Origin of the sequence: Streptomyces sp. NBC_00028, assembly GCF_045041065.1 — a bacterium.
In the GTDB taxonomy this organism is placed as follows: Bacteria; Actinomycetota; Actinomycetes; order Streptomycetales; family Streptomycetaceae; genus Streptomyces.
On sequence record NZ_CP108293.1, the window covers coordinates 6207797 to 6222852 of the forward strand.

The 15056-nt window shown below is 70.2% G+C and carries 15 protein-coding genes, 1 tRNA gene and 1 pseudogene; 7 read left to right on the forward strand and 10 right to left on the reverse strand.

Annotated features, from left to right (window positions below; translation table 11 throughout):
- The first annotated feature begins 129 nt into the window (after positions 1-129).
- A complete protein-coding gene (locus tag OG885_RS27885; RefSeq protein WP_405736356.1) occupies positions 130-1308 on the forward strand; it encodes an SUKH-4 family immunity protein in 1179 nt (392 codons plus the stop codon).
- A 33-nt stretch (positions 1309-1341) separates the two neighbouring features.
- Here the strand turns inward: OG885_RS27885 and OG885_RS27890 are convergent, their stop codons facing one another.
- Together OG885_RS27890 and OG885_RS27895 are read right to left on the reverse strand one after the other, a co-directional pair.
- Positions 1342-2010: a hypothetical protein gene (locus tag OG885_RS27890; RefSeq protein ID WP_405736358.1), complete on the reverse strand. Its 669-nt coding sequence runs from the start codon at positions 2008-2010 to the stop codon at positions 1342-1344.
- 3 nt (positions 2011-2013) lie between these two features.
- A complete protein-coding gene (locus OG885_RS27895) occupies positions 2014-3510 on the reverse strand; it encodes a matrixin family metalloprotease (protein ID WP_405736360.1) in 1497 nt (498 codons plus the stop codon).
- A gap of 290 nt (positions 3511-3800) precedes the next feature.
- Here OG885_RS27895 and OG885_RS27900 point away from each other — a divergent pair, with 290 nt between their 5' ends.
- On the forward strand, positions 3801-4184 hold the full coding sequence (locus OG885_RS27900) for a hypothetical protein (RefSeq protein ID WP_405736363.1): 384 nt from the start codon (positions 3801-3803) through the stop codon (positions 4182-4184).
- 65 nt (positions 4185-4249) lie between these two features.
- Here OG885_RS27900 and OG885_RS27905 read toward each other — a convergent pair.
- Positions 4250-4321, reverse strand: a tRNA-Cys gene (locus tag OG885_RS27905).
- 226 nt (positions 4322-4547) lie between these two features.
- On the opposite strand from OG885_RS27905, the gene OG885_RS27910 reads away from it, so the two are divergent.
- The 5 genes and pseudogenes from OG885_RS27910 to OG885_RS27930 all read left to right on the forward strand — a co-directional run bounded on the left by OG885_RS27910 (position 4548) and on the right by OG885_RS27930 (position 9944).
- Entirely contained in the window at positions 4548-5996 is a 1449-nt protein-coding gene (locus OG885_RS27910; protein ID WP_405736366.1) for an MFS transporter, read from the forward strand.
- Positions 5997-6050: 54 nt separating this feature from the next.
- Positions 6051-6177 (forward strand): annotated as a pseudogene (locus tag OG885_RS27915) (death-on-curing protein); the annotation flags it as partial.
- Positions 6178-6288: 111 nt separating this feature from the next.
- On the forward strand, positions 6289-8085 hold the full coding sequence (locus OG885_RS27920; RefSeq protein ID WP_405736369.1) for a DEAD/DEAH box helicase: 1797 nt from the start codon (positions 6289-6291) through the stop codon (positions 8083-8085).
- 334 nt (positions 8086-8419) lie between these two features.
- Entirely contained in the window at positions 8420-9061 is a 642-nt protein-coding gene (locus OG885_RS27925; RefSeq protein ID WP_405736372.1) for an IclR family transcriptional regulator, read from the forward strand.
- A gap of 91 nt (positions 9062-9152) precedes the next feature.
- Complete coding sequence (locus tag OG885_RS27930; RefSeq protein ID WP_405736375.1) at positions 9153-9944, forward strand: S16 family serine protease; 792 nt, start codon at positions 9153-9155, stop codon at positions 9942-9944.
- Here OG885_RS27930 and OG885_RS27935 read toward each other — a convergent pair.
- The 7 genes from OG885_RS27935 to OG885_RS27965 all read right to left on the reverse strand — a co-directional run bounded on the left by OG885_RS27935 (position 9941) and on the right by OG885_RS27965 (position 14988).
- Complete coding sequence (locus OG885_RS27935) at positions 9941-10126, reverse strand: hypothetical protein (RefSeq protein WP_405736378.1); 186 nt, start codon at positions 10124-10126, stop codon at positions 9941-9943. The genes OG885_RS27930 and OG885_RS27935 overlap by 4 nt on opposite strands.
- A 16-nt stretch (positions 10127-10142) precedes the next feature.
- The gene (locus tag OG885_RS27940) at positions 10143-10712 is read right to left on the reverse strand and encodes an ArsR/SmtB family transcription factor (protein WP_405736381.1); all 570 of its coding nucleotides are present in this window, start codon (positions 10710-10712) and stop codon (positions 10143-10145) included.
- Positions 10713-10778: 66 nt separating this feature from the next.
- Positions 10779-11741, reverse strand: a complete 963-nt coding sequence (locus OG885_RS27945) for a glycine betaine ABC transporter substrate-binding protein (protein ID WP_405736384.1) — start codon at positions 11739-11741, stop codon at positions 10779-10781.
- The gene (locus tag OG885_RS27950) at positions 11738-12592 is read right to left on the reverse strand and encodes an ABC transporter permease (protein WP_405736387.1); all 855 of its coding nucleotides are present in this window, start codon (positions 12590-12592) and stop codon (positions 11738-11740) included. Before OG885_RS27950 ends, OG885_RS27945 begins: the two co-directional genes overlap by 4 nt.
- The gene (locus OG885_RS27955; RefSeq protein WP_405736390.1) at positions 12589-13848 is read right to left on the reverse strand and encodes a betaine/proline/choline family ABC transporter ATP-binding protein; all 1260 of its coding nucleotides are present in this window, start codon (positions 13846-13848) and stop codon (positions 12589-12591) included. Before OG885_RS27955 ends, OG885_RS27950 begins: the two co-directional genes overlap by 4 nt.
- The gene (locus OG885_RS27960; RefSeq protein ID WP_405736392.1) at positions 13841-14488 is read right to left on the reverse strand and encodes an ABC transporter permease; all 648 of its coding nucleotides are present in this window, start codon (positions 14486-14488) and stop codon (positions 13841-13843) included. Before OG885_RS27960 ends, OG885_RS27955 begins: the two co-directional genes overlap by 8 nt.
- A gap of 20 nt (positions 14489-14508) precedes the next feature.
- Positions 14509-14988 (reverse strand): Lrp/AsnC family transcriptional regulator, encoded by a 480-nt coding sequence (locus OG885_RS27965; RefSeq protein WP_405736395.1) that lies wholly within the window; start codon positions 14986-14988, stop codon positions 14509-14511.
- Between the last annotated feature and the right edge of the window lie 68 nt (positions 14989-15056).

A 15056-nucleotide genomic window follows, 5' to 3' on the forward strand; every position in this document is an offset into this window, starting at 1 on the left:
GGCCTTGTCGTGAGGCGTTGTCAGTGGCTCGGCGTAGTGTTCCGGTCTGTGGGGGACGACGGCGAGATCTTCACGACGAACCCGCCCTGCCCTGCTCGGGGACACAGAGCTCGCACGCACGGGGGAACGATGAGCACGACCGGCACCGCGACCGCGGTGATCACCTTGACCGACGACGACCTGGCCCGCCTCGTCACGCACGCGTCGACGCGCAGTTGGCTGACTGGCCCCGGACTGCCCGCCGAGATCGGCCTGTTGAGCTTCGCGGAGCTCGGCCGGGAGGGCCTGCGGACCCTGACGGACGCGACCGGCGACCCCGGCGGGCGGCTGGCCGCGGACATGCGGGACCAGCTGGTCATAGGCGGACTGCTCGACGACGAGGGCCGGGAGACGGAGTCGGTCCTGCTCGACGGTGCGACGGGCGAGGTGTCGACGACCGACTTCTGGTGGGACCGCCCCGACCTCATGGAGCGCCGCCCGCTCGCCCCGTCGCTGGAGAAGCTGCTGCGCTTCGCGACCGCGACGGACGAACTGGCGGGACTGCGCGGCCAGTTCGCGGCCTACGCCGACCGGTACGGCCAACAGGTCGCGGCGGAGGCCTCGCGTCACCTGCTCGCGATCTTCGAGGAGGGCACGGACGGCGCGGTGCCGGCCCTGTGGCGGGCGGCGGCCCTGATCCGCCCGCTGGCCCTGACGGCCGGCCCCGGCAGGACGTCCGGGCTGGCCCTCGACCTCCCCGTGCGGCTGCTGGACCAGGAGTTCGGGCAGGGCGAGATCTGGCGCTTCGAGGAGGTCGACTTCCCCGCGACGCTCACCCATGAACCCACCCGCCGCTTCCTGCGCGACACGGGCCTGCCCGAGGACACCGACCTCTTCCGCCTGGACACGGACGTCCCGCTGCCCACCCTCACCGAGCACCACGCCGACCACCCGGGCGCCGAACTCCCGGCCGACGCCGCCCACTTGATACGCCTGGGTCACCTCGTCGAGGACAACAGCCTGGTGGTGGACGGCCGCACGGGTGCGGTCCTGCACTGGAGCGAGCCCGAGGCACGGCTGTACCCGCTGAACACGGACGTCTCCACACTCGCGTTCACGCTCTGGCTGCTGCGCCGCGAGGCGACCCTCGACGAGGAGCTGTCCCGGGGCCGGATCCAGGTACTGGGCGAGCCGCTGGGACCGCACGCCCAGCTGGCGGCCACGATGATCCAGGTCCTGTCGAGCGTCGACCGCACCGGCAGCGCGACGGACGCCGACTGGCACTACTGGACGGAGATGCTGAGGGACGAGGCGGGCGGGGTGCTCTGACCGCACCCGCCTCGCTCTCCCCGGCCCTGCGCGCTACTCCTCGGGCGCCTCGGGGAGTTCGGGTGGCTCAGCGAGTTCGGGTGCCGCCGAGGCGCCGCCCGGGTCCGCGGTGTCCGGCTCGGCGGAGGTCGCCCCCGGTGCCGGGGCCTCGGGAGACTCCAGGACCGGATGGGGCCGGGTGCGGGCCGCGATCTCCGGCTCGGCCTCCCACAGCTTGGTCTGCTGCTCCCGGGCCTCCTCGGCGGCGCGCGTGATGAGCGCACGCAGCCCGGCGAGGTCCAGGGCGCCCGCCTCACCGGGCCGGTCGTCCTCCACCTCCTCCGACAGCAGCACGGTCTCGCCGTCGAGCGGGAAGACGCTGGAGAAGTACGGCACCCAGGAGGTGCGGCTCTCCCGGACGAGGAAGGCGACCTGCGCCCGCTCGTCCTGCGGGGCGAGCCTCCAGGCCACCTGTTCGGCCTGCTCGGGCTGTTCGGCCTGTTCGGCGGAGCCCGCGCCGGGCATCCGGATGGTCAGTGCGCCCTCGTCGTCGCCCTTGAGCACCTCGGCGGGCGTGGCCCGGAAGGTGCCCAGCGGGCGGGCCTCGCGGGCCTCGTGGTCGGTGGTGACCGACTCCAGGGTGCGCTCGCGCAGCACGACGACGGCCTGGCAGTCGCGGATGCGCTGGAGCAGCGTCGGCGTGGTGGTGAGATACGTCGCCATGGCTCACTCGCCTCCGTACCAAAGGAGCAGGTTGTTGCCGACGCGGCTGTGGGCCAGGGCCGGTGCCGTGCTGGACGTCGAGTTGGGCAGCTGCTGGGCCGCCGACCAGGACGTCTTGAGCCACTCCTTCTGCGCGACGCGCAGCGAGGTGAGGAAGTTCTGTTCCCGGAAGGAGAGATGGAAGAGGTTGCGGCCGGGATCGTAGGTGACGGCGGGCTGGGTGCGGGTGCGGTCGTTGGAGTACCCGGTGCCGCGTTGCACGAGCCGGTCGCCGGAGACCTCGCAGTCGAGGCTGCGGACCAGGTTCATCGAGTAGATGTCGGGCCCGGCCCAGGAGAACCCGAGCACCACCCGGTTGTCGGGGGCGGCACCGAGCGAGACCCCGGCGAGCGACTTGTAGTCGTAGCTCGTGGGCACCACGGTGGGCGTCGACCAGGTCCAGCCGTCGTCGTAGGAGACGCTGGCGCGAATGCGGCCGGTGCCGGGGTGGTCGGCGCGGTCGAAGTGCGCCCAGGCCAGCACCCAGGCGCGGCGCCCGTTGACCACGGTCGAGGCGAGCCCGGGGGTGCCGAAGGTGGTGGCGTCGGCCGGGGTGTTGGCCCAGGCCCAGCTCTGCCCCTGGTTGGTGGAGCGGACGACGCGGATGGTGCCGTTGTTGTCGTTGTGCACCCAGGCCATGAGCATCAGCCCGCCGGGTTCGTCGGCGAGGGCGGGGCCGTGCACGGAGCGCTCACCGCCGTAGTACACCCAGCCGTTGAAGAGGAAGTTGACGCCGTCGGTGCGCAGCCAGGTGGGGATGCGGTTCGGATGACTCCAGCCGAGCGCGTACAGCCCGCTGCCGCCGATGGAGGTGACGCCGGGCGTCAGACAGGTGCGCGCCTGGTAGTTGTTGTAGTCGGTGATCTGCGTGCCCTGCGCGAACCAGGACGCGCCTCCGTCGACGGAGCGGAACTCCCGCAGCCGGTTGCGGTCGAAGTCCCGGTAGATCGCCTTGGCCTTGGCGACGTCGCCTTCCCAGGGCCCGAAGCGGTTGCTGTGGTAGCTGTAGCTGCCGAACATGACGTCGTCGGCGCTGCCGCTGTGGTCCAGCCAGTAGCAGTGGCCCAGCTCGTGCTGGAAGATGCCCTGGAGGTCGATCTGCCCGGGCTGGGCGTTGAACGGCACCAGCGGCCACGGGGTGAGGTCGGCGCCGTTCTTGCGGTGGATGACCAGACTCGCCTTGCGCCAGCTGGTGAACGTCGAGGCGACCCGCGAGGTGTCGAAGTGCCGCTCGTTCATCGACACGATGATCTCGCCGTCCTGCGGCTCGGTGCGGTCGGTGTAGTTCCAGAACTGGAAGCGGCAGTCGACCCCCGCGTTCTGCCACCTCGTGTACGCGTTGAGCACCGCGTCCGTGACCGGGCCCTGCCAGTCGTTGCTGATGCCCTGCGCGGTGAAGGACTGCCAGTTGATGAAGATCCGGGGCCGGTCCCCGGCGTTCCAATATGCCTGATCGCCCATCGCATCCCCCTGATGCCGGCGCGGAACCTTCGACGGCTCCGATGCGGGCAGCATGGCAGCGGATCAAGCACGTGGGCGGACAAACGCCCTATGTGGGGACGCACCTTTCGCTTTGCCGACTCATCGGAGCATTCACAGCAAAAGAGAAGCAAAACGGAATGCTCGACCCGAGCCGCACGGGCCTCGCCGCCCGCATAAATAATCAGCCAACTCCCGTTCCCCTCAGGTACGTTCGCCGCGACCAGTTGTTCGAAGAGAGGAACGCCGCTGTGCGCAAGCTCCACCGTCGAATGACGACCGCCCTCGGGGTCGCCGCGGCCTCCGCGTCGGCGCTCGCCCTGGGCATCGCCCCCGCGCAGGCCGCCGGCGAGGTCTACGAGGCCTCCAACTCCATCATCTCGTCGGACGTCACCGCGAAGACGTACTTCGCGGCCGACGGCGAGATCCTCACGGCTCTCGACATGCTGAAGGACGGCCACGGGACGGCCGCCCAGTGGCGCTACAACTCCAGCTCCTCGACCCACTCGTACTACAACGGCTACGGCTACGCCGTCGCCCACGACTGGAACCTCTCCTTCGCCGAGGGCACCACCCTCCAGATCCGCGCCTGCCTCCAGGACGGCTCCGACGGCACCCCGTACAAGTGCGGCGGCTGGGAGTACGCCAAGGCCTGACCCCGACCGACGAAAAGGGCGGCACCCCCACTGGGGGCGCCGCCCTTCCGGCATCCTCGGCACAGAGGCCGTGGCGGGAATTGAACCCACGTACCTCGCTTTGCAGGCGAGTCCCTAAGCCACTCGGGCACACGGCCGTTCACCGGGTCGGGAGGGGGTTCGTGAACTCCGTTCCGAACTCGGTGAGATGACCGTACGGGTGGGGCGGGAAGGGGCTCAAGGGGATCGCCGGCCCTGCAATGCGACTGCCACACGCCGTTCATGAAAGCGTGCGGGCGTCTCGTGGTCGTACGACCAAGGTCTCAGCCCAGGACCACCTCCCGACAGGGGCCAAACCCCTCCACGGCCCTTACCCTGGCGACCATGACCAGCCTCGAACCGCGCGACGCCGATGTCGTGGAGACCGCCCCTGACCTGCCCGCCGATGCCGAGGACGGGGTGCTGGGGCGGGGGTACCGGGCGCTCAGCGTCGGGATCGTTTCGGTCGTGCTGCTCATCGCCTTCGAGGCGACCGCGGTCGGCACGGCGATGCCCGTGGCGGCGCGGGAGCTGGACGGGGTGTCGCTGTACGCGTTCGCGTTCTCCGGGTACTTCACGACCTCCCTCCTCGGGATGGTGCTGTCCGGGCAGTGGTCCGACCGGCGCGGGCCGCTCGGCCCGCTGACCACCGGCATCGCCTCCTTCGCGGCCGGGCTGATGCTGTCCGGGACGGCGGGGGCGATGTGGCTGTTCATCCTCGGGCGGGCGGTGCAGGGGTTCGGCGGTGGGCTGGTCATCGTCGCGCTGTACGTCGTCGTGGGACGGGCCTACCCGGAGCGGCTGCGGCCCGCGATCATGGCCGCCTTCGCCGCGGGCTGGGTCGTACCGTCGATCGTCGGCCCGCTCGCTGCGGGCGCGGTGACCGAGCACCTCGGGTGGCGGTGGGTGTTCGTCGGGATCCCGGTGCTCGTCGTCTTCCCGCTGGCGCTCGCGCTGCCGCAGATACGGCTGCGGGCGGGCGGGCCGGTCGACGGCGGGGGCGGCGGGGCGTTCGACCGGCGCCGTATCCGGCTCGCCCTCGGCATCTCGCTGGGCGCGGGCCTCCTCCAGTACGCCGCCCAGGATCTGAGGTGGCTCTCGCTGGTCCCGGCCGTCGCGGGCGCCGCGCTGCTCGTGCCGGCCGTGCTCGGGCTGCTGCCCCGCGGTACCTACCGATCCGTCCGCGGGCTGCCCTCCGTCGTGCTGCTGCGCGGTGTCGCCGCGGGGTCCTTCATCGCCGCCGAGTCCTTCGTGCCGCTGATGCTGGTCACCCAGCGGGGTCTTTCGCCGACGCTCGCCGGGTTCTCGCTCGCGGCGGGCGGGGTGACGTGGGCGCTGGGGTCGTGGGTGCAGTCGCGGGCGCGGGTGGAGCGGTACCGGGAGCGGCTGATGACGGCCGGGATGGTGCTGGTGGCCGCCGCGATCGCCGCCGCGCCGAGTGTGCTGATCGACTCGGTGCCGGCCTGGACGGTCGCCGTCGCGTGGGCCTTCGGGTGCTTCGGGATGGGCCTGGTGATCTCCTCCACCAGCGTGCTCCTGCTGCACCTCTCCGCCCCCGAGGAGGCCGGTACCAACTCCGCGTCCCTCCAGATCTCCGACGCCCTGGCCAACGTCGTCCTGCTGGCGGCGGGCGGTGCGGCGTTCGCCGCGCTGGGCGGCGGGACGGTGAGTCATACGGCGACATCCGGCGCGGGCTCGCATCCGGCGGCGTTCGCGGCGGTGTTCCTGCCGATGGCGGGGGTGGCGTTGGTGGGGGCGTGGGTGACGAGGCGGTTGCGGACGGAATCCAGGTGACGCCGGTGGTGCCACCCAGTACCGGGGGGCATGGCTGGACTCGGTTGATCGACCATGAACGGACACCCCCTCGACCCGGCCTTCGACGTGGACGAGGCCGAGCGGTTGGTGCTGGACGTCTGCCAGGGGCGCCTCGGACGTGCCCAAGATCGCGACCCGTCTGTCGCGCTTCGCGCGCTGACTGTGACCTCGGTCCCACCCACCGGCGACCCGGCCCCGTCCGGGCGTTGACGGTGGCGGGGCGCCGGTAAGGTGACCCGGTCGTCATACGCACCGGACCCCTACGGAGACCGTGACTACCACCGCCGCCTCCACCACCTCGCACCACCTCTCGCCCGCCTTCCCCGGCCGCGCCCCCTGGGGCACCGCCAGCAAGCTGCGTGCCTGGCAGCAGGGGGCGATGGAGAAGTACGTCCAGGAGCAGCCGCGCGACTTTCTCGCCGTCGCCACGCCCGGCGCCGGCAAGACCACCTTCGCGCTGACGCTCGCCTCCTGGCTGCTGCACCACCATGTCGTGCAGCAGGTGACCGTGGTCGCGCCGACCGAGCATCTGAAGAAGCAGTGGGCCGAGGCCGCCGCGCGGATAGGGATCAAGCTGGATCCCGAGTACAGCGCGGGCCCGCTCGGCAAGGACTACCACGGTGTCGCCGTGACCTACGCCGGCGTCGGCGTCCGCCCCATGCTGCACCGCAACCGCGTCGAGCAGCGCAAGACCCTCGTGATCCTGGACGAGATCCATCACGCCGGTGACAGCAAGTCCTGGGGCGAGGCCTGCCTCGAGGCCTTCGAGCCCGCCACGCGCCGCCTCGCGCTCACCGGCACGCCCTTCCGGTCCGACACCAACCCGATCCCCTTCGTGACGTACGAGGAGGACAACGCGGGCATCAGGAGGTCGGCGGCCGACTACACCTATGGGTACGGCAACGCCCTCGCCGACCATGTCGTCCGCCCGGTGATCTTCCTGTCCTACAGCGGCAACATGCGCTGGCGCACCAAGGCGGGGGACGAGATCGCGGCCCGCCTCGGCGAGCCCATGACCAAGGACGCGATCAGCCAGGCCTGGCGTACGGCGCTCGATCCGCGCGGTGAGTGGATGCCGAGCGTGCTGCGCGCCGCCGACCAGCGGCTCACCGAGGTCAGGAAGGCCATCCCGGACGCGGGCGCGCTCGTCATCGCCTCCGACCAGGAATCCGCCCGCGCCTACGCCAAGCTGATCCGCGAGATCACGGGGAACAAGGCCACCCTCGTGCTCTCCGACGAAGCCGCCGCGTCCAAGCGCATCGACGACTTCAGCGCGAGCAACGACCGCTGGATGGTCGCCGTACGCATGGTGTCGGAAGGCGTCGACGTCCCGCGCCTCGCCGTCGGGGTGTACGCCACCACCATCTCCACGCCCCTCTTCTTCGCCCAGGCGGTCGGCCGTTTCGTGCGGTCGCGCAGGCGTGGCGAGACGGCGTCCGTCTTCCTCCCGACCGTCCCCGACCTCCTCACCTTCGCCAACGAGATGGAGGTGGAACGGGACCACGCCCTCGACAAGCCGAAGAAGGAGGGCGAGGAGGACCCGTACGCCGAGTCCGAGAAGGAGATGGAGGAGGCGAACAAGGAGCAGGACGAGGACACCGGCGAGCAGGAGCAGTTCTCCTTCGAGGCGCTGGAGTCCGAGGCCGTCTTCGACCGGGTGCTGTACGACGGCGCCGAGTTCGGTATGCAGGCCCACCCCGGGAGCGAGGAGGAGCAGGACTACCTCGGGATCCCCGGGCTCCTCGAACCCGACCAGGTGCAGCTGCTGCTCCAGAAGCGGCAGGCCCGGCAGATCGCGCACAGCCGCAAGAAGCCGGACAGCGAGGCGGACCTCCTCGAACTGCCCGCCGAGCGGCGGCCCGTCGTCTCGCACAAGGAGATGATGGAGCTGCGCAAGCAGCTCAACACCATGGTCAGCGCGTACGTCCACCAGAGCGGCAAGCCGCACGGGGTCATCCACACCGAGCTGCGCCGGCTGTGCGGTGGCCCGCCGAGCGCGGAGGCCACCGCCGGGCAGCTGCGGCAGCGCATCGCCAAGGTCCAGGAGTGGGCCACCCGGATGCGCTGAGCCCCTGGCCGAGAGGGGGCGCGGGGCGTGTCAGATGCTGTGCTCGCAGGATGTTGTGCGCCGTACGTATCAGGACAAACGGAGTAGTCCGTACCGGCCACTGCCCGGATTCTGGACGGAGCCTTCCGCTCAGCGAACCGGCTTCGCTAATGTCCCGCTACGCACACGCCCCGTGGCAGCGCCGCCGCGGAGCGCAGCCGTGAAGCGACGCGGCCCGGTACGCATGCCGGGCCGCCGGCCGATCGGCGGCCTCTGACGCGCGTCACCGACGGGACTCGATGACGCATCTTCGCCGGCAGGGTCGCCGACCTCACCACTTGGAGGAGTGGGCGTCGTGACCGCGGAGACCTCTCAGACGCTCGACCGAGGACTACGGGTCCTCAAGCTGCTGGCCGATACGGACCACGGGCTGACCGTCACCGAGCTATCCAACAAACTGGGCGTGAACCGGACCGTGGTGTACCGGTTGCTCGCCACTCTCGAACAGCATGCACTCGTACGGCGTGATCTGGGCGGCCGCGCCCGGGTCGGCCTCGGGGTGCTCCGCCTGGGCCGCCAGGTGCATCCGCTGGTACGTGAGGCCGCGTTGCCGGCCCTGCGTTCCCTCGCCGAGGACATAGGGGCCACGGCCCATCTCACGCTGGTGGACGGGGCGGAGGCGCTCGCCGTCGCCGTGGTCGAGCCGACGTGGACGGACTATCACGTGGCCTACCGCGCCGGATTCCGGCATCCCCTGGACCGGGGTGCCGCGGGCCGGGCGATCCTGTCCGCGCGTGCCCAGCCGCCCGCTGAGCCCGGGTACACCCTCACCCACGGTGAGCTGGAGGCGGGGGCCAGTGGCGCCGCCGCTCCCCTGCTCGGGGTCACGGGCGTGGAGGGCAGCGTGGGTGTGGTGATGCTGGCGGACGCGGTGCCCGAGCGGGTGGGGCCACGCGTGATGGACGCGGCACGGGAGGTGGCGGAGGCGTTGCGCTGAGGGCTTGGGCGCGGTCGCCGGGGTGGCCTTCGGTCACCCCGGCCCGCCACCGGCTCCTGGCCGGAAGTGGTGGTCACGTTAGATTGATCCCGTGCTCTCTCGCCTCACGCGCCCCCAGGCCGTCGCCGTCTGCGCCCTGCCCGTCGTGGCCCTGCTCGCCACGGTGGCCTTCGCGCCGCTGCCGCTCTCGCTGACGCAGCCGGGTATGACGGCGAACGTCCTCGGCGAGAACCAGGACACCCCGGTGATCACGATCTCGGGCGCGAAGACGCGTACGACGACCGGGCAGCTGCGGATGACGACCATCGAGGCGACCAACCCCGACGCGCGCGTCTCCCTCTCGGACGTGATCGACGCGTGGTTCGCCACGGACCGGGCGGTCATGCCGCGCGACTCGGTGTATCCGAGCGGGCAGTCCACGAAGGAGATCGAGCGGCACAACACCGAGCAGATGAAGGAGTCCCAGGACGCCGCGGCCGAGGCCGCGCTGAACTACCTGGACCTCTCCGACAAGAACATCAAGGTCACGCTGGAACTGGCGGACGTCGGCGGCCCCAGCGCCGGGCTCCTCTTCTCCCTCGGCATCGTCGACAAGCTGAACGGCGACGGCAGCGGCGGCGACCTCACCGGCGGCCGGGTGATCGCCGGCACGGGCACGATCGACGCCGACGGCACCGTGGGCGCGGTGGGCGGCGTCTCCCTGAAGACCCAGGCCGCGAAGCGGGACGGCGCCACGGTGTTCCTCGTCCCGAAGGACGAGTGCGGCGACGCGAAGGCCGAACTCCCGAAGAACCTGCGCCTGATCCCGGTGACGACACTGAAGGGCGCGGTGAACTCCCTGGTGGCACTGGAATCGGGGAAGGGCTCCGTACCCAGCTGCTAGGCGAGGGCCGAGCGGGGACTGGCGGCGAGCCGCAGCCCGACTTCCACGAGCGTCCAGCCGACGCGGGTACGCAGGTCCGTCCGCGGGGGCTTGGCCTCGGCGGCGAGGCGGTGGGCGTCGGCTTGGGAGAGGAGCTCGGCGGCGCGGGCCTCGTGCAGGGCGAGGTGGGTCTCGGGATGCATGGGAAGCGGCCTCTCGTCAGTCGGTGGTGATCGGGAAGGCGTGCGTGTGGATGCGCACCTGAGCCGTGCCGTCGCCCGGGGGCAGGTCGCGGTAGGTGTCGATCAGGGCGTGCATCTTCTCGATGAGCTCACGGCTCTGTTCCGGGGTCAGCTTCAGCGTCGCGCTGCTGAGGTCCCAGACCTGGTTCCATGCTTCCGGCCAGGTGGCGCGGGTTCCCAGCCAGGTGGAGAGGTTCTGGATCTGGGTGGTGGCGACCTCATGCAGGTACAGGTCGGCGGCCCCGCGGACGGCCGGGTCGCTGTCCGTGAGCAGAGAGTCGTCGAAGGACAGCCCTGTGTGGACTGCTTTCCACCAGCGTTCCCGCCCCTTGCCGCGCTCGGGGTCGTCCGCCACGAAGCCGTGGGCGGCGAGCTGGCGCAGGTGATAGCTGGTCGCCCCGCTCGACTCACCCAGCTTCTCGGCGAGTTGGGACGCGGTGGCGGGCCCCCCGAAACGCAGGGCGTCCAACAACTGCATCCGCAGCGGATGCGCCAGCCCGCGCAGTGAACGGGCGTCCAGTTTCCGGAGGTTGGGTTCTTCGGGCATGCGTACAAAGGTAGCTATGCAAAGGTTCCTTTGCAATGACTTCTTTGTAAGCCGCCGGAGGCCGTGTCAGCCCTCCTTCACGAACCCCTCTGCCTTCATCCAGTCCAACGCCACCTGGTGCGGGTCCTCTCCGTCCACGTCCACCTTGGCGTTCAGTTCCTGGGCCACCGTGTTGTTCAGCTTCTTGGTGACCGGGTCGAGGATCTTCTCGATCGCCGGCCACTTCTTCAGGGCCTTGGAGTTGATCACGGGGGCGGCGTTGTAGTTGGGGAAGAACTTCTTGTCGTCCTGCATGACTCTGAGGTTCATGGACCTGATGCGGCCGTCGGTCGTGAAGACCTCGCCGTAGGTGCAACTGCCCTTCTTCACCTGGGTGTAGATGATCCCGGTGTCCATCTGCGTGATGTTCTTCGCGGGGACGCTCATGCCGTACGCCTTCTCCATGCCCGGCAGCCCGTCCGCGCGGTTGGCGAACTCGCTCTCCACGCACAGCGTCACCGCGCCGGGGTCGGAATGAGAGAGAGCGGCCACCTCCGACAGCGTCTTCGTGCCGTACTTCTTGAAGTTGGCCGCGTTCATCGCCAGCGCGTAGGTGTTGTTCAGTGCCGCGGGGGGCAGCCATGTCAGGCCGTTCTTCAGGTCGGCCTTGCGCACCGCCTCCCACTGCGCCCGCGGGTCGGCGATCGGTTCGCTGTTGCCCTGGTACGTGATCCAGGCCGTGCCCGTGTACTCGTACATCCCGTCCGCGTCACCGGACTTGACCGCTTCCCGCGCCCCGATGGAACCCTGGATGCCCGTGCGGTCCAGTACGTCCGCGCCCGCCGCCTCGAACGCGATCCCCATGATCGCGCCCAGGATCAGCTGTTCCGTGAACTCCTTCGACGTGACCGTCAGGCTCGCGCCCTTCAGTGGCTCACCGCCGCCGATGGAACCGGGACTCACATCGTCGACCATGGGGGAGCCGCTGGTCAGTCCGCAGGCCGAGGCCAGCACCAGCAGCCCCGCCGTCACCAGGCACGCGCGCTTCATCGCCGTACCTCCAACCCTCGTGGCCGCAGCACCAGTTCCGCCAGCGAGGCCAGCCAGTCCACCAGCAGTGCCAGCGCGACGGTGAGGATCGAGCCCAGCATCAGCACCGGCATGCGCTGGTTGGTGATGCCGGTCGTGATCAGGACGCCGAGGCCGCCGCCCCCGCCGAACGTCGCCAGCGTCGCCGTACCGACGTTCAGGACCAGGGCCGTCCGTACACCCGCCAGGATCAGCGGGACCGCCAGCGGCAGCTCCACCCGCCTCAGCACGCCCAGGGGAGACATCCCGATTCCCCGCGCCGCCTCCAGCAGCGTCGGGTCGTTCGCCTTCAGGCCCGCGATGGTGTTCGACAGGACCGGGAGGACGGCGTAGATGATGATGCCGATCAGCGCCGCCTTCGTACCTGTGCCCAGCCAGATCACCAGCAGGGCGAGCAGGCCGATCGCCGGGGTCGCCTGCCCCATGTTGGCTACGGCCATGGCGATCGGGGCGGCCCTGCGGAACATCTTCCGGGTCAGCAGGATGCCCAGGGGGATCGCGATGATCAGCACGAAGAAGGTGGAGATCACCGTCAGCTTCACATGCTGCCAAAGGGCCTTGGACACCTGCCCGTTCGACAGCGCGTTCTCGGAGATCGCGTCCAGGTCCGCCTGCTGGAACCACAGCCAGGTCGCCAGCAGGATCGCCACCAGGACGGCGGGCAGGAAGGTCAGCTTCTGCCAGGTGATGCGGCGGGCCGTCGTCGCGGGCGGCGGCGGTGCCTCCTGCTCGGCCTCGCCCTCGTCGCGGAAGGCGAGGCCCTTGACGTCGTGCTCGCCGTCCGGCCGCTGCTGTACCGGGGAGCCGCTCACGCCTTCTTCCCCCCGCCGTCCGTGTCGCCCTCCTGTTCGGCATGGGTCTGGGCGGCCCTGGCCTCCTCCAGTTCGTGCTGGTGCTCCATGGCCTCCAGCCGGTCCGCCTCCAGCAGTTCGTGCACGGAGTTCATCAGCGTCTCCATGTCGACCACACCCGTGTACTCACCGCGCCGCCCGGTCACCGCCACCCGCCCCGCGTTGTCCGTGAGTACGGCCTCCAGCGCGTCCCGCAGGGTCGCGTCCCGGGTGACCGTGTCGTGGACCAGCGTCCCGGCCCGCGCCAGCGAGCCCTTCGCCCGCATCAGGTCGCCGCGGCGCAGCCATTTGTAGGGGCGGCCGCGTTTGTCGAGAAGCAGGATCTCGTTCGTGCCGCTGCCCCGGAGCAGGTTGAAGAACTCCTGGAGCGGGTCGTCGACGGTCACCGTGGGGTAGTCGGTGATCTCCACATCCCGTACCCGGGTCAGGTTCAGGCGTTTGAGTGCCGCGCCCGCGCCGACGAACCCCGACACGAAGTCGTCCGCCGGGTTGGTGAGGATCGCCTCCGGGGTGTCGAACTGGGCGATGTGCGAGCGTTCGCGCAGCACGGCGATGCGATCGCCCAGCTTGATCGCCTCGTCGAAGTCGTGGGTGACGAACACGATCGTCTTGTGCAGCTCGCGCTGGAGCCTGATCAGCTCGTCCTGGAGATGGTCCCGGGTGATCGGGTCGACCGCGCCGAACGGCTCGTCCATCAGCAGGACCGGGGGATCGGCCGCCAACGCCCGCGCCACGCCCACGCGTTGTTGCTGACCGCCGGAGAGCTGGCGTGGATAGCGGCCGTGGAACTCGCCGGGGTCCAGTCCGACCAGGTCGAGCAGCTCCTCGACCCGGTCCCTGATCCGGCCCTTGCCCCAGCCGATCATCTTCGGCACCAGCGCGATGTTCTGCGCGACCGTCATGTGCGGGAACAGCCCGGCCGACTGGATCGCGTAGCCGACCTTGCGGCGGAGCTTGACCGGGTCGATGTCGGTGACGTCCTCGCCGCCGATGCGGATCCGGCCGCCGGTCGGCTCGATCAGCCTGTTGATCATCTTGAGCGTCGTCGACTTACCGCAGCCGGACGGGCCGACGAAGATGACGGTCTCACCCGCCTTGATCTCCATGTTGACGTTGTCGACGGAGGGCTGCGGATTGCCGGGGTACCTCTTGGTCAGGTTCTCCAGCTCGATGGCGGCGCCGGAGGCGGCCGACGTGGACGCGGACGTCTCAGACACGGATCCCCCTGGGAATGGTCAGCCGTCCGATCAGGACGTACGCGGCGTCGAACAGCAGGGCCAGGACGATGATCCCGAGGGTGCCGGCGAGGACCTGGTTGAGCGCGTTCTTGCTGCCCAGGGAGGCGATCCCGCGGAAGATCTCGTTGCCGAGGCCGGGCCCGGAGGCGTAGGCGGCGATGGCCGCGATGCCCATCAGCATCTGCGTGGAAACCCGGATGCCGGTCAGGATCGGCGGCCAGGCCAGCGGCAGCTCGACCCGCGCGAGCCGCATCAGCCGGGACATCCCGATGCCCTTGGCCGCGTCCACCAGCGCGGGATCGACCCCGCGCAGCCCGACGATCGCGTTGCGCACGATCGGCAGCAGCCCGTACAGGGTCAGCGCGATCACCGTGGGCGGCACACCGAGACCGACGAGCGGGATGAGCAGACCGATCATGGCCAGCGACGGGATGGTCAGAATGGTCGAGGTGGTCAGCGTCGCGAGGTTCCCGCCCCATTCGCTGCGATAGGTGACGACCCCGATCAGCACCCCGATCAGCGTCGCCACGACCATGCACTGGAAGACGGCGCTGGCGTGCTGATAGGCGTCGGTGAGCAGCTGCTGATGGCGATTGCCGAGATACTCCCAGAAGCTCACACGCCCTCACCCCACGGCAGCTAGTCCCTGTCCTCGTCCTCCGCCGCCTGTTCCACCAGCGGGATGATCCGCAGCGGGACGGGGTTCTCCATCACGATCGCCGTGGCGGCCCGGACGATCCCATCGAAACCGACAACGCGGTCGATCACCCGTTGAAGATCCGCGTTGGAGCGGGCCACCAGGCGGCACAGCATGTCCCCGGACCCCGTGGTCGTGTGGAGTTCCAGCACCTCCGGCACGGTCGCCAAGTGGGCCCGTACGTCCGGGCCTTGCCCCTGCCGGATCTGGAGCGTGGCGAACGCGGTCACCGGGTAGCCGAGGGCCGCCGGGTCCACCTCGGGACCGAATCCGCGGATGACGCCATTCGACTGAAGCCGGTCGAGCCGCGCCTGCACCGTGCCCCGGGCCACCCCCAGCCGCCGGGACATCTCCAGCACCCCGATCCGCGGCTCCCGCGCCAGCAGCACGATGATCCGTCCGTCCAGCCCGTCGATCCCCACGAGCGTCACCCTTCCCGGTGGCCATCCTGTACAGAGAACCGGCACATATCGGCTCAGCGCTGAGCATA